At 72.5% G+C, this 13,024-nt stretch carries 10 protein-coding genes and 1 pseudogene; 7 read left to right on the top strand and 4 right to left on the bottom strand.

The genetic code is table 11. The features are described 5' to 3' along the window. Positions 1-57: 57 nt before the first annotated feature. Positions 58-1,986: a PAS domain S-box protein gene (locus tag EOE48_RS07915; protein ID WP_425463634.1), complete on the bottom strand. Its 1,929-nt coding sequence runs from the start codon at positions 1,984-1,986 to the stop codon at positions 58-60. Between the two features lie 157 nt (positions 1,987-2,143). Then, positions 2,144-2,668 carry a tellurite resistance TerB family protein gene (locus tag EOE48_RS07910; protein ID WP_127728253.1) on the bottom strand — a complete coding sequence of 175 codons (525 nt, stop codon included), beginning with the start codon at positions 2,666-2,668 and terminating at the stop codon, positions 2,144-2,146. A 150-nt stretch (positions 2,669-2,818) separates the two neighbouring features. Here EOE48_RS07910 and EOE48_RS07905 point away from each other — a divergent pair, with 150 nt between their 5' ends. Beyond that, on the top strand, positions 2,819-3,124 hold the full coding sequence (locus tag EOE48_RS07905; protein WP_127728252.1) for a hypothetical protein: 306 nt from the start codon (positions 2,819-2,821) through the stop codon (positions 3,122-3,124). A gap of 556 nt (positions 3,125-3,680) precedes the next feature. Here the strand turns inward: EOE48_RS07905 and ptsP are convergent. Continuing rightward, entirely contained in the window at positions 3,681-5,942 is a 2,262-nt protein-coding gene (gene ptsP / locus EOE48_RS07900) for a phosphoenolpyruvate--protein phosphotransferase (RefSeq protein ID WP_127728251.1), read from the bottom strand. A 275-nt stretch (positions 5,943-6,217) separates the two neighbouring features. Then, a complete protein-coding gene (locus EOE48_RS07895; RefSeq protein WP_425463633.1) occupies positions 6,218-7,483 on the bottom strand; it encodes an aspartate kinase in 1,266 nt (421 codons plus the stop codon). Positions 7,484-7,644: 161 nt separating this feature from the next. Between EOE48_RS07895 and ubiG the strand changes: the two genes are divergently transcribed. The 6 genes and pseudogenes from ubiG to EOE48_RS07865 form a co-directional block, all read left to right on the top strand. Further along, positions 7,645-8,391, top strand: coding sequence for a bifunctional 2-polyprenyl-6-hydroxyphenol methylase/3-demethylubiquinol 3-O-methyltransferase UbiG (gene ubiG, locus EOE48_RS07890; protein WP_127728250.1), 747 nt, complete (start codon positions 7,645-7,647; stop codon positions 8,389-8,391). 51 nt (positions 8,392-8,442) lie between these two features. Then, positions 8,443-9,009, top strand: coding sequence for a YbhB/YbcL family Raf kinase inhibitor-like protein (locus tag EOE48_RS07885; RefSeq protein WP_127728249.1), 567 nt, complete (start codon positions 8,443-8,445; stop codon positions 9,007-9,009). Between the two features lie 180 nt (positions 9,010-9,189). Next, positions 9,190-9,786 (top strand): annotated as a pseudogene (rimP, locus tag EOE48_RS07880) (ribosome maturation factor RimP); the annotation flags it as partial. Between the two features lie 81 nt (positions 9,787-9,867). After that, positions 9,868-11,565, top strand: a complete 1,698-nt coding sequence (nusA, locus tag EOE48_RS07875; protein ID WP_127728247.1) for a transcription termination factor NusA — start codon at positions 9,868-9,870, stop codon at positions 11,563-11,565. 20 nt (positions 11,566-11,585) lie between these two features. Beyond that, positions 11,586-12,359, top strand: a complete 774-nt coding sequence (locus EOE48_RS07870) for an RNA-binding protein (RefSeq protein WP_127728246.1) — start codon at positions 11,586-11,588, stop codon at positions 12,357-12,359. 113 nt (positions 12,360-12,472) lie between these two features. Further along, a partial coding sequence (locus tag EOE48_RS07865; RefSeq protein WP_187371347.1) for a translation initiation factor IF-2 associated domain-containing protein occupies positions 12,473-13,024 on the top strand: 552 nt, incomplete at its 3' end.

The raw sequence follows: 13,024 nt of genomic DNA, 5'->3' as shown, positions 1-13,024 counted from the left end.
CCCGCGGGCGGGCAGGGGAGATGGCGCGGCCCGCCGGCGCGGCAAGGGCGGCGCCGGTCAGTCGAAGCGCACGCTGATCTCGTCGCCCTGGCGCCGGACCACGGTGCAGGCCATCGGCCCGGCATCGGGCGGGGATAGGACGAAGCGGTCGGGCAGGCCCGGCTCGCCGAGGCGCAGCCGGGCGCCGCCGGCGGAACGGTCGAGGATCGTGCAGGCGACGGTGCGGCCGTCGATCTCGGCGCTCGCGGCCAGGAAGACGCGCTCGCGCGGCGTCTCCCGGCGCTCGTCGAGGCCGACCACCCACTCGTCGAGGCAGCGGGCGATGCCGGCCACGCCCGAGGCGGTGGTCCGCATGTTGGCCGAGACCGTGCCGGTGGTGTGGCGCTGCGCCTCGGTCGCCTCGGCGGTCTCGGCGACCAGGCGGCCGACCGTCGCGACCGCGGCGCCGATCCGCGACAGGGTCTCGCTGACTTCCGTCGACACCCCCTGCATCGCCGCGATCTCACCCGAGATGCGGGTGGTGGCCGACTGCGCCTGGCTGGCGAGATTCTTGACCTCGCTCGCCACGACGGCGAAGCCGCGGCCTGCGGCGCCGGCCCGGGCCGCCTCGATGGTGGCGTTGAGCGCCAGCAGGTTGATCTGCTCGGCGATGCCGCTGATCGCCTGGACGACGCCGTCCATCGCCAGGGCCGCGTCGCGCAGCCGCCCCGTCAGGGCGTCGGCCGAATCGGCGTGGGCCTGGATCTCCTCGACGGCGCGGCGCGACTGCGCCATCTGGCCGACGACCGTCGCCGAGGTGGCGTGCATCGCCTCGGCGGCGGCGGAGACGGCGTGGACCTTCTCGAGCGCCGCGCCGGCGAGGCGCACGACCTCGTTGCGCACCGACATGCTGCTGGTGATGTCGGTGGCGTACTTCACCACCTTGTAGGGGCGGCCGCCGGGATCGAGGATCGGGTTGTAGGTCGCCTGGATCCACACCGCGCGCCCGTCCTTGCCGAGGCGCTGGTAGACCGCGGAGGCGTAGCGCCCGGCCCGCAGGCCGGCCCAGAACTCGGCGTAGGCGGGGCTCGCGGCGTAGCTCTCGGGCACGAACATCCGGTGGTGGCGTCCCGCGACCTCGTCGAGGCGGTAGCCGAGCGCCGCCAGGAAGTTGTCGTTGGCGTCGAGGATCCTGCCGTCGAGGTCGAACTCGATCACCGCCTGCGAGCGGCCGATCGCCGCGATCTGGCCGGCCCGCTCGGCGTCGGCCTGCTTGGCCGCCGTCACGTCGAGGGCGAACTTCACGATCTTGACCAGCCGGCCGTTCATGTCGAACACCGGATTGTAGGTCGCCCGAATCCAGACCTCGCGACCGTCCTTGCCCCGGCGCCCGAACTCGCCGTCCCGGACCTCGCCCCGCCTCAGGCCGTCCCAGAACCCGGCATAGGCTGCGCTCGCGGCCTCGTCCTCAGGCACGAACATCCGGTGGTGGCGGCCGACGACCTCGTCGAGGCGGTAGCCGAGTGCTGCCAGGAAGTTGTCGTTGGCGTCCAGGACCGTGCCGTCGAGATCGAACTGGATCACCGCCTGCGAACGGCCGATCGCCCGGATCTGGCTCGTCGCCTCGGCCCGGGCGAGGCGCTCGGCGGTGACGTCGAAGGCGTATTTCACGATCTCGACCGGCCGGCCGCGCCGGTCGAGCACCGGGCAGTAGGTCGCGCGGATCCACACCTCGCGCCCGTCCTTGGCGAAGCGCCGGAACGCCGCCGTGCGGGTCTCGCCGCGGCGCAGGGCGTCCCAGAACGCGACGTAGTCGGGCCCGTTCGCCTCGTCGGGATCGACGAACAGGCGGTGGTGGCGGCCCCGCACCTCGGCGAGGCCGTAACCGGTCAGCGCCAGGAACCGGTCGTTGGCGTCCAGGATGGTGCCGTCGAGCGCGAAGGCGATCATCGCCTGCGACTGCTCGACCGCGCGGAGCCTCGCGCGCGCCGCGGCCGACCGGTTCATGGTGGCTAACATGGTGACCTGCGCAACTCGATGGTCCGTTTGAGTTGCGTACGACAGATCATTTAAGAAATCGTATTCACGACCGCGAACCCCAGATTTTCAGCGACTATCATAAGTCAGCTTGCGCCGATCCAGGATCCGCGACGATGAGATCGGCTCAGAGTGAACCAGAATTGTCCGCGACATCGGCCTCGATGCGACTGATAGCCTCGCGGTCGAGATCGAGGGCTTCGGCCAGCATCGCCAGGAAGGTTCGTTCCTGCATCGTGTCTGGATCGACGGCGAGGCGCGCCGCCGCGTAGATCCGCGCCGCCGTCTCGGGCGTGCTCACCCGGTCGGCGATCTCGTCGATCGAGGCCGGATCGGCCAGTTCGCGCTCCAGCCATTGCCGCTCCGGCACGCCGATGCCGGCCTCGGCGAGGGCCCGCTCCAGCCGTTCGCGCTCGCGGGCGTCGATCACGCCGTCGGCGGCGGTGGCGGCGACCATCGCGCGCAGCATCAGGGTCGCCTCGTCCTCGTCGAGGTCGGCCGCCGCGAACGGGCGGGCCGCATCCTCCCCGGTGCCGCCGCGCCGCAGCGCCAGGGCACCGAGGCCGACGACCAGCGCCACGCCGCCGAGGGCGGCGAGCCCGCCCCGGCGGGCGCGCACCAGGGCATCCACGATCCGCTTCGCCTCGGCCATTCCGCTCTCCTCCCGATCGGCTCCCGGCCGGCCCGCGGGCCGGCTTCTGCGCCGACAACCCGTTCGGGGGACGGCGGTTGCCGCGCGGCGGCGCGCCGGAACGATGACGGCGACGGCCGGTTGCCCGGGATCACGTCTCAGGAGGATGCCATGACCCAGCGCGACACGGCCCAGCGCCGGAACCTGCGCGACTTCGACGCCCATGCCGACCGCAACGGCCAGGATCTCGGCCAGGACGACCCGCGCGACCTCGGCCGCCCGGCCGAGCTGCAGCGGCGGCTGAATGAGGATCCGGACTGGGACGCCGAGACCGCCCGGATCGCCTCGGACCGGCAGCGGCTGGATGCGACCGCCGGCGGCAGCATCGGGACCGTCGAGGCGACCGAGGCCGAGACCCCGGCGGAGAACCTGCGCCGGATCAGCGACCCGAGCACCGGGGGACCGGACCGGTCGTAGCGAGGGCCGAACTCTCCCCACTGCGGGAGAGTGTCCGGGGAAGTCCCCGGCGATACGAAATCCGGACGATTCGTTCCGGGAATCGTATCGCCGGCCCGCGCGGTGCAGCCTTCGGCTCCACACACCTGAGCGAAGGCGATTTCCGCATCGCGAAGCGATCGATCGGAAATCCTATGACGGACATGGCGCGGGATCTCGCCTCTCCCCGCGGGCGGGGAGAGGGTCATGACCCCCTTGTCGGGGTCATGACAAGCGCAGGCGCAGCCGGAGCGAGGGTGAGGGGGTGGTGCTGGAGGAGCCTTATCCGGAGACACCCCCTCACCCTCGCCCTGCGGGCTCGCTGCCGACCCCGCAAGAGATCGTCAGCCTTCCCCCTGCCCGCGGGGGGCTATCCGGGGAAAATCCCTTTTAAAATCAAGCGCGGGATCCCCTCTCCCGAGTGGGAGAGGGGAGAGGCGCCACTGATTTTCCCCGGACAGCCGTGCCGCCCGCGGGGAGAGGAGAAGGCCCGCGCGTTCCCTTTCCGCGGACAGTCTTGCCGCGGGGGGGGCAGCGCCTACAGCACCACGCCGTTCGCCTCCGCGAAGGCGGCGAGCGCCGGGCGCAGGGAGGCGCCGTCGCGGGTGCGGGCGAGTTCGGCGTCGAGGAAGGCGCCGACCGCGCCCGCATCAAGGCTCAGCACCATCGCCTTGACCGGGCCGACCGAGGCCGGGGACATCGACAGCGAGCGGAAGCCGAGCCCGATCAGTGCCATCGCCTCCAGCGGCCGGCCGCCGATCTCGCCGCAGACGGTGGCGGGGGTGCCGGCGGCGTTCGCCCGCTCGGCGATCAGCCGGAACGCCCGCAGGGCCGCCGCGCTCAGCGGATCGAAGCGGTCGGCGACCTGGCGGTTGTCGCGGTCGACCGCGAACAGGAACTGCATCAGGTCGTTGGAGCCGACCGAGAGGAAATCCGCCTCGGCGGCGATCTCGTCCATCTGGAACAGCAGCGAGGGCACCTCGACCATCACGCCGAGGCGGCAATCGGACGGCAGCGGGTGGCCGTGGCGGGAGAGGTGCGCCTTCTCGCGATCGACGATGGCGCGGGCGCGGACGAACTCCTCCACCGTCGCGACCATCGGGAACATGATCTTGAGCGGGCGCCCGCCGGCCGCCTTGAGGAGGGCGCGCAGCTGCATCCGCAGCAGGCCGGGCCGGTCGAGGCCGATGCGGATCGCCCGCCAGCCGAGCGCCGGGTTCTCCTCCTCCAGCGCTTTCATGTAGGGCAGGATCTTGTCGCCGCCGATGTCGAGGGTGCGGATCGTCACCGGCAAGCCGCCGGCGGCGGAAAACACCGCCTCGTACAGGGTCTGCTGCTCGGCCGCCGAGGGCATCCGCTCGGCGACCATGAACTGCAATTCGGTACGGAACAGGCCGATGCCCTCGGCCCCGGTCTCGTGCAGGTGCGACAGGTCGACCAGCAACCCGGCATTGAGCTGGAGCCCGACCGCCACCCCGTCGCGGGTGAGCGAGGGCAGGTCGCGCAGGCTGCGGTACTGCTCCTGGCGGCGGGCGCGCAGGCGCGCCTTCTCGGCATAGGCCGCCTCGATCTCCGGGCCGGGCCGGATCTGGACCTCGCCGGCGGCGCCGTCGACGATGATCGCGTCGCCGCTCTCGACCAGCGCTGTCGCGTTGGCGACCTCGCCGACCGCCGGGATGCCCAGCGCCCGGGCCACGATGGCGATGTGGCTGGTCGGCCCGCCCTCCTCCAGCACGACGCCGCGCAGGCGCGAGCGATCGTAGTCGAGCAGCGCCGCCGGCCCCATCGAGCGGGCGACCAGGATCGCGTTCTCGGGCATCACGCCGGGGCCGGCGGCGTCGCGGCCGACGAGCTGGCGCAGGAGCCGCGTGGCGAGGTCGTCGAGGTCGTGCAGGCGCTCGCGCAGATAGGGGTCGCTCTGGCGCAGCATCTTGGCGCGGTTGTCGGACTGCACCCGCTCCACCGCCGCCTCGGCGGTGAGGCCCGACAGCACCGCCTCACGCATCCGGCGCAGCCAGCCCTGGTCGTGGGCGAACATCCGCACCGTCTCGAGCACCTCGCGGTGCTCGCCCGCCCCGGCGACGTCACCGCGCTCGACGAGGTCGTCGATCGCCGAGCGCACCTCGGCGATGGCGGTGTCGAGCCGCGCGACCTCGCGCTCGACGTTCTCGGCGATGAGGTTGCGCACGACGATGCGCGGCTCGTGCAGCACGACGTGGCCGAGCCCGACGCCGTCCGCGAGGGCGACGCCCGGCTGGCACAGCGAGCGGCGCGAGGCGTTGACCGTGCCCGGCGACAGCGCCTGCAATTCCCCCGAGGCGATCATCTCCGCGAGCACCATCGCGGTGGTCTGGAGCGCCTCGATCTCCTCCTCGGAATAGACCCGGTAGGTGCGGTTCTGCACCACCAGCACGCCGAGCATGTTGCCGGCCCGCAGCAGCGGCACGCCCAGGAAGGCGTGGTAGGCCTCCTCGCCGGTCTCCGGCCGGTAGGAGAAGGCCGGGTGCGACTGGGCGTCGGAGAGCGACAGCGGCTCGGCGTTGGCGGCGATCAGGCCGACGAGGCCCTCGCCGGCCCGCATGGTGGTGAGGTGGACCGCCTCGCGGTTCAGGCCCTCGGTGGCGAACAGCTCAAGCATGCTGTCGTCGCGCAGGACGTAGACCGAGCAGACCTCCGCGACCATGTTGGCCGCGATGATGACGACGATGCGGTCCAGGCGGGCCTGGGGGCTCACCGGCTCCGCCATGGCTTCGCGGAGGCGGCGCAGAAGCAGGCGCGGGCCTCCAGGCGCAGCGGGCATGGTGTCCAGTTCCACCCTGTGGCGAGTCGGGGCCGCGGCGCTCCCGAGGGCCTCGCCGGGCCTTCCGGAGCGGCCTCGTGTCTCGTCGTATAGCGACTCGGAACCCCGACCGGCAAGCGCCGTGTGCCCGCACTTGTGGCGGAGACGCAGGAAAACGCTTCGTCTAGAGACGCTTCAATTCCAGTGAAGGTCTACCGACGGCAAGGTCGGCACCAAGTCGAGGCATTGCAGTGCAGCATCGGACGGGCGTCGTCGCGACCGTCCGGTGGGCCGGATCAGGCCCGGTCGAGGCCGTAGAGCGCGTGCAGGGTCCGGACCGCGAGTTCGGTGTAGGCGGCGTCGATCAGGACCGAGAACTTGATCTCCGAGGTGGTGATCGCCCGGATGTTGATGCCCTTCTCGGCGAGCGCCCGGAACGCCTTGGCGGCGACGCCGGCGTGGCTGCGCATGCCGACGCCGATCGCCGAAACCTTGACCACGTCGGTGGCGCCCTCGATGCGCTCGACCTCCAGGGCCTGGGCCTGCGCGTCGAGGATCGCGCGGGCGCGCTCATAGTCGCTCGCCGGGACCGTGAAGGTCATGTCGGTGGTCGCGCCGTCGCCCGAGACGACCTGGATGATCATGTCGACGTTGATGTTGGCGTCGGCGAGCGGGCCGAAGATCGCGGCCGCGATGCCGGGCTTGTCCTTCACCCGGCGGAGCGTGATCTGGGCCTCGTCCTTCGAGAAGGCGATGCCCGTGATGATCTGCTGTTCCACGATGTCGTCCTCGTCGCAGATGAGGGTGCCGGGGCGGGCGTCGTCGGGGTCGTCGAAGGAGGAGCGCACCGTCGTCGGGACGCGGTGGACCATGGCGAGCTCGACCGAGCGGACCTGGAGCACCTTGGCGCCGAGGGAGGCCATCTCCAGCATCTCCTCGAACGCGACCCGCTCCAGCCGCCGGGCCCTGGGCACCACCCGGGGGTCGGTGGTGTAGACGCCGTCGACGTCGGTGTAGATGTCGCAGCGCTCGGCGCCGATCGCCGCCGCGATCGCGACCGCGCTGGTGTCGGAGCCGCCGCGGCCGAGCGTCGTCAGCCGGCCGGTCTCGGGGTGGATGCCCTGGAATCCGGCGACGACCGCGACCTCGCCGCGCTTGAACCCGGCATCGAGGCGGGCGCCGTCGATGGCCTGGATGCGGGCCGAGCCGTGCTGGTCGGAGGTCTCGATCGGGATCTGCCAGCCCTGCCAGGAGCGGGCCTTGAGGCCCATCTCGGCGAGCACGATGGCGAGCAGGCCCGACGTCACCTGCTCGCCGGAGGCGACCACGGCGTCGTACTCGCTCTGGGCGAAGAGCGGCGAGGCCTCCTTGCACCAGGCGACCAATTCGTTGGTCTTGCCCGACATCGCCGAGACCACCACCGCGACCTCGTAGCCGGCGCGGACCTCGCGGGCGACGTGGCGGGCGACGTTGCGGATGCGGTCGACCGTGGCGACGGAGGTGCCGCCGAATTTCATCACCAGACGGGGCGCGGGACCAGACGGCTTCGGACCAGACGACATGGGACCAAACGTAAAGGTTGCCGGCGGCCGGACCGGCCGCCGCGCGATGCCGGGCGGGTAACCGCGGGGCGGGGGCGTGTCAATGCGGGCCGCGGCGGCCGGTTGGTCGGGACCGCCCGATGCGCTACCTGCACCGGGCGACAGCCTGGAGCCCCCCGCGCATGAGCGACCCGACCGGACCCTCGATCGACCGCGACGAGGTCGCGCGCTTCGAGCGCATCGCCGCGACCTGGTGGGACGAGGCCGGGCCGATGCGGGTGCTGCACCGGTTCAACCCGGTGCGGCTGGCCTATATCCGCGACGCGGTCTGCCGCCATCTCGGCCGCGACCCGGCCGGGCCCCTGCCCCTCGACGGGATCAGCCTCGTCGATGTCGGCTGCGGCGGCGGCGTGCTGTCGGAGCCGCTGGCCCGCCTCGGCGCGCGGGTCACCGGCCTCGACCCGGCCCCGACCAACATCCGGGTGGCGCGCGCCCATGCCGAGGAGGCCGGAATCCCGGTCGACTACCGCGCCGAGACGATCGAGGCGGTGGTGGCTGCCGGCGAGCGCTTCGACGTCGTGCTCGCCATGGAGGTGGTCGAGCACGTCACCGACATGCCGGCCTTCGTGGCGACGGCCGCGGCGGCGGTGAAGCCCGGCGGCCTGCTGTTCGCCGCCACGATCAACCGGACCATGCGCTCCTTCGCGCTCGCCATCGTGGGCGCCGAGTACGTCCTCGGCTGGCTGCCGAAGGGCACCCACGACTGGGACAAGTTCGTCACCCCCGAGGAGCTCACCCGGGCGGTCGAGGCCGGCGGGCTGTCGGTCACAGACGTCGTCGGCGTCGTGTTCAACCCGCTCACCAACCGCTGGCGCCCCGCCCGCGACACCGCGGTGAACTACATGATCGCCGCCGCGAAGGCCGGCTGAACCGCGCTCCCGCCGTCGCCGTTGTCCGCGGTGGCAGCGGCGGAGACGGACATGCTCGAGAAATTGCCCCACGCGGTCGGCGCGGCCCTGTCGGGGGTGAAGGCCGGCCTCGACCGGACCGCGTGGCACGCCGAGTTCGCGACGGTGCCGGGCGGCCTCGCCCTGACCAGCCCGGCCTTCGCCGACGGCGCCGCGATCCCGGCGCGCTTCACCGCCGACGGGCCCGGCCTCTCCCCTCCCCTCGCCTGGAGCGGCGTGCCGGCCGGCACCGCCGCCCTGGCGCTGCTGGTCGAGGACGCCGACAGCCCGACCCCGAAGCCGGTCGTCCACGCCATCGCGTGGCACGTGGATCCGGGCCGCGCCGGCCTCGACGAGGGCGAGCTGGCGCCCGACGCGCCCGACGCGCCGGATCTCGGCAGGAACACCTATCTCAGGGCCGGCTGGCTGCCGCCGGACCCGCCGACCGGCCACGGCCCGCACCGCTACCTGTTCCAGCTCTACGCCCTCAAGGCGCCCCTCGACCTCGACGGCACGCCCGGGCGCACCGCGTTCCTCGACGGCGTGCGCGCCGGCGCGATCGCCCGCGGCCTGCTCACCGGAACCTACGAGCGGCCCTGAATCGTCTTGCAAACCTGAATTCCCTTGCAAAACCGGGCGCACGGGGCTATGTCCCCGGGCATCAGTTCTGGTTGCGGTCGAGAGGTCGCGGTTCGGGAGTGGGCCCCTCGGGGTCCGCTCTTTTTTATTGCCGCCGACCCGGATGCGCCGGGACCACGACCGCCCACGGCCCGAGCCAGCATGACCGACACGCCCGAGATTTCCCCGAACGAGAAGCGCCTCATCACCGAGACCGGCGTCGCCGCCCGCGTGGCGCAGATCGTCGAACCGGCGATCGAGGGGCTCGGCTACCGCCTCGTGCGGGTGCGGGTGACCGGGCACAACGGCTGCACCGTGCAGATCATGGCCGAGCGCCCGGACGGCACGATGGCGGTCGACGATTGCGAGGCGGTCAGCCGCTCGATCTCGCCGCTGCTCGACCTCGACGACCCGGTCGGGCGCGCCTACCACCTCGAGATCTCCTCGCCGGGCATCGACCGGCCGCTGGTGCGGGCGGGCGACTTCGTGCGCTGGGCCGGCTACGAGGCGAAGGTCGAACTCGCGGTGCCGCTCGACGGCCGCAAGCGCTTCCGCGGCGTGATCGGGCCGGTCGATCCCGCCGGCGCCACGGTCCGGATCGCGCTCGACGACGTGAAGGAGGGGCTGCCGGATGCCTACGACCTGCCGCTTCGCGACCTCGGCGAGGCCCATCTCGTGCTCACCGACGAGCTGATCCGCGAATCCCTGCGCCGCGGCTCCGCCCCGGCCCAGGATGACGATGAGCAGGACGACGAGGACCAGGATGGGACCGAGCCCGTCTCCACGGCTCACTGACGCTCCTCACAGACACACCGTTTCCGCTGAGTAAGGATTGAACCGATGGCCGTCGTCAGCGCCAACAGGCTCGAACTCCTCCAGATCGCCGACGCGGTCGCCCGCGAGAAGGTGATCGACCGCCAGATCGTCATCGAGGCGATGGAGGAGGCGATCGCCAAGGCCGCCCGCTCGCGCTACGGCGCCGAGACCGACGTGCATGCCGAGATCGACCCGCGCACGGGGGCGCTGCGGCTGTCGCGCCACCTCCTCGTCGTCGACGAGATCGAGAACGACGCCCGCGAGATCGACCTCAACGCCGCCCGCCGCCACAACCCGGCGGCCCAGGTCGGCGACGTGATCTCCGACACCCTGCCGCCGTTCGACTTCGGCCGCGTCGCCGCCCAGTCGGCCAAGCAGGTCATCGTCCAGAAGGTCCGCGACGCCGAGCGCGCGCGCCAGTTCGACGAGTACAAGGACCGCATCGGCGAGATCATCAACGGCACCGTCAAGCGGGTCGAGTACGGCAACGTCATCGTCGATCTCGGCCGCGGCGAGGGCATCGTGCGCCGCGACGAGACCATTCCGCGCGAGACCTTCCGGCCCGGCGACCGCATCCGCTCCTACCTGTTCGACGTCCGCTCCGAGGTGCGCGGACCGCAGATCTTCCTCTCGCGCTCGCACCCGCAGTTCATGGCCAAGCTCTTCGGCCAGGAAGTGCCGGAGATCTACGACGGCATCGTCGAGGTGAAGGCGGTCGCCCGCGACCCCGGCTCTCGCGCCAAGATCGCGGTGATCTCGCGCGATTCCTCGATCGATCCGGTCGGCGCCTGCGTCGGCATGCGCGGCTCGCGCGTGCAGGCCGTCGTCGGCGAGCTGCAGGGCGAGAAGATCGACATCATCCCGTGGTCGCAGGATCAGGCGACCTTCATCGTCAACGCGCTCCAGCCGGCCGAGGTCGTGAAGGTGGTGCTCGACGAGGAGGCCGACCGGATCGAGGTCGTGGTCCCCGACGACCAGCTCTCGCTCGCCATCGGCCGCCGCGGCCAGAACGTGCGCCTCGCCTCCCAGCTCACCGGCTGGGACATCGACATCCTGACCGAGGCCGAGGAATCCGAGCGCCGGCAGAAGGAGTTCGTCGAACGCACCAACGCCTTCATGGAGGCGCTCGACGTCGACGAGACCGTCGGCCAGCTGCTGGCCGCGGAAGGCTTCCGCTCGGTCGAGGAGATCGCCTATGCCGAGCCGAACGACCTCGGCAGCATCCAGGGCCTCGACGAGGAGACCTCGGCCGAGATCCAGGCCCGCGCCCAGGACTACCTCGCCCGCATCGAGGCCGAGAACGACGCCCGCCGGATCGAGCTCGGCGTCGCCGACGAGCTGCGCGACATCGACGGGATCACCACCCCGATGATGGTCGCGCTCGGCGAGAACGAGGTGCGGACGGTCGAGGACCTCGCCGGCTGCGCCACCGACGACCTCGTCGGCTACACGGAAGGCCGCGGCGCCGAGGCCGTGCGCCATGCCGGCTACCTCGACGGGTTCGAGCTGTCGCGGGCCGAGGCCGAGGCGATGATCATGGCCGCGCGCGTCCATGCCGGTTGGATCGAGGCGCCGCCGGCCGAGGAGGCCGCCGAGGACGGCGAGGGCCAGGAGAGCGAGGGCGACGGCGAAGCTGAGGGCGAGGAGGCCGCCGACGGCGAGACCGCCGAGGACGGGACCGCGCCGGCCGAGGGCGAGACCGCCGAGGGCCGGACCGCCTGAGAGAGAACCGGGAACCGCCGATGAGCGCCGCCGTGCCGACCGAGACCGAGACCCTCCCGGACGTCCTCGACGCCGGGCTCGGCCGCGGCCGCGCCGGGGCCGAGCGGACCTGCCTCGTCACCCGCAGGACCCTGCCGCCGGCGGCGATGATCCGCTTCGTGCTCGGGCCCGACGACACCGTCGTGCCCGACCTCAGGGCGAAGCTGCCGGGCCGCGGCGGCTGGGTGACGGCGACGCGCCGGGCGGTCGAGGAGGCGGTGCGCCGCCGCCAGTTCGCCCGGGCGTTCAAGCGCCAGGGCGTCGTTGCGGCGCCCGATCTCGCGGATGTGATCGAGGCCGCCCTGCGCGACGACCTGCGCCAGGGCTTCGCGCTGGCCAACAAGGCCGGCTGCGTCGTCACCGGCTTCACCAAGGTCGAGAGCGCGGTGGCGAGCGCCGGCGGGGTCGCGGCCCTCGTCCACGCCTCCGACGCGAGCCCGGACGGGTGCCGCAAGCTCGCCCAGGCATTGCGCCGGCGGTACGGCGATGCCATATCGGGGATCCCGGTGGTCAACGACCTGTCCAATGCGGAATTGGACATGGCCTTGGGTCGGGATCATGTGATACATGCAGCCCTCGTCGCGGGAGCCGGCACAACCGGCTTGCTCGCGCGTTGGCGTCGGCTCCGTGCGTTTCGCGGCGAGCCGACGACATCCGGACAGGCCGGAGCGTCGTCGGACGCCTCAGGCGTTCCGGGCGGCGTCCAGGACGACGGCAGGATCGATTCGACCGGCGCTTCCGCGTCCGGTGGGTGAGTAGATGGTTGGGAACGGCCCGGATCCGCGGGCGCGCTCCCGGGATGCGAGTGGGAGGCGGCCCCCGATGGGTTGCGTCCCGGGACGATGAGAACCCCCAGGGTCTGAACTGAATGAGTGAGACGAAGAATCCGGGTGACAAGACGCTGCATGCGGGCCCCTCGAAGACGCTCTCGACGAAGCGTCCGATCGAGCAGGGCGTCGTGCGCCAGAGCTTCTCCCACGGCCGCTCGAAGTCGGTGGTGGTCGAGACGGTGAAGCGTCGCGTCGGCGGTGCCAGCCCGGCACCCGCGGCCCCGAAGGAGGCGGCCGGGTCCGCCCCCGCACAGAGCCGGCCGTCGCGGCCGGCCGAGCGCCAGGGTCCGGCCCGGTCCGGCGTGGTGCTGCGCACCCTCAGCGACCAGGAGCAGAGCGCGCGCCTCGCCGCCCTCGCCGACGCCCGCCGTCGCGAGGACGACGACCGCCGCCGCGCCGCCGAGGAGGCGGAGCGCCGTGCCGCCGAGGAGGCGTCCCGCGCCGCACCGCCGGCACCCGCTCCGGCCGCGGCTGCCCCCGCCGCTCCGGCGGCCCCCGAGGCCGCGCCGGCCGCCCGTCCGGCCGCGACGCCGCGTCCGGCTGGTGCTCCGGCCGGCCCGCGCCCGGCTGCCGCGGCTGGCCGGGCCGGC

This window comes from Methylobacterium oryzihabitans (assembly GCF_004004555.2).
GTDB lineage: Bacteria > Pseudomonadota > Alphaproteobacteria > Rhizobiales > Beijerinckiaceae > Methylobacterium > Methylobacterium oryzihabitans.
The sequence above is the reverse complement of the archived record's forward strand: the minus strand, read 5'-3'. Positions and strand labels throughout refer to the sequence as shown.

What these genes read in the sequence shown, in the direction of transcription:
- EOE48_RS07915 (WP_425463634.1), bottom strand. Translation starts at nt 1,986, where the DNA reads ATGAACCGGTCGGCCGCGGCGCGCGCGAGGCTCCGCGCGGTCGAGCAG.
- EOE48_RS07910 (WP_127728253.1), bottom strand. Translation starts at nt 2,668, where the DNA reads ATGGCCGAGGCGAAGCGGATCGTGGATGCCCTGGTGCGCGCCCGCCGG.
- EOE48_RS07905 (WP_127728252.1), top strand. Translation starts at nt 2,819, where the DNA reads ATGACCCAGCGCGACACGGCCCAGCGCCGGAACCTGCGCGACTTCGAC.
- ptsP (WP_127728251.1), bottom strand. Translation starts at nt 5,942, where the DNA reads ATGCCCGCTGCGCCTGGAGGCCCGCGCCTGCTTCTGCGCCGCCTCCGC.
- EOE48_RS07895 (WP_425463633.1), bottom strand. Translation starts at nt 7,483, where the DNA reads ATGTCGTCTGGTCCGAAGCCGTCTGGTCCCGCGCCCCGTCTGGTGATG.
- ubiG (WP_127728250.1), top strand. Translation starts at nt 7,645, where the DNA reads ATGAGCGACCCGACCGGACCCTCGATCGACCGCGACGAGGTCGCGCGC.
- EOE48_RS07885 (WP_127728249.1), top strand. Translation starts at nt 8,443, where the DNA reads ATGCTCGAGAAATTGCCCCACGCGGTCGGCGCGGCCCTGTCGGGGGTG.
- nusA (WP_127728247.1), top strand. Translation starts at nt 9,868, where the DNA reads ATGGCCGTCGTCAGCGCCAACAGGCTCGAACTCCTCCAGATCGCCGAC.
- EOE48_RS07870 (WP_127728246.1), top strand. Translation starts at nt 11,586, where the DNA reads ATGAGCGCCGCCGTGCCGACCGAGACCGAGACCCTCCCGGACGTCCTC.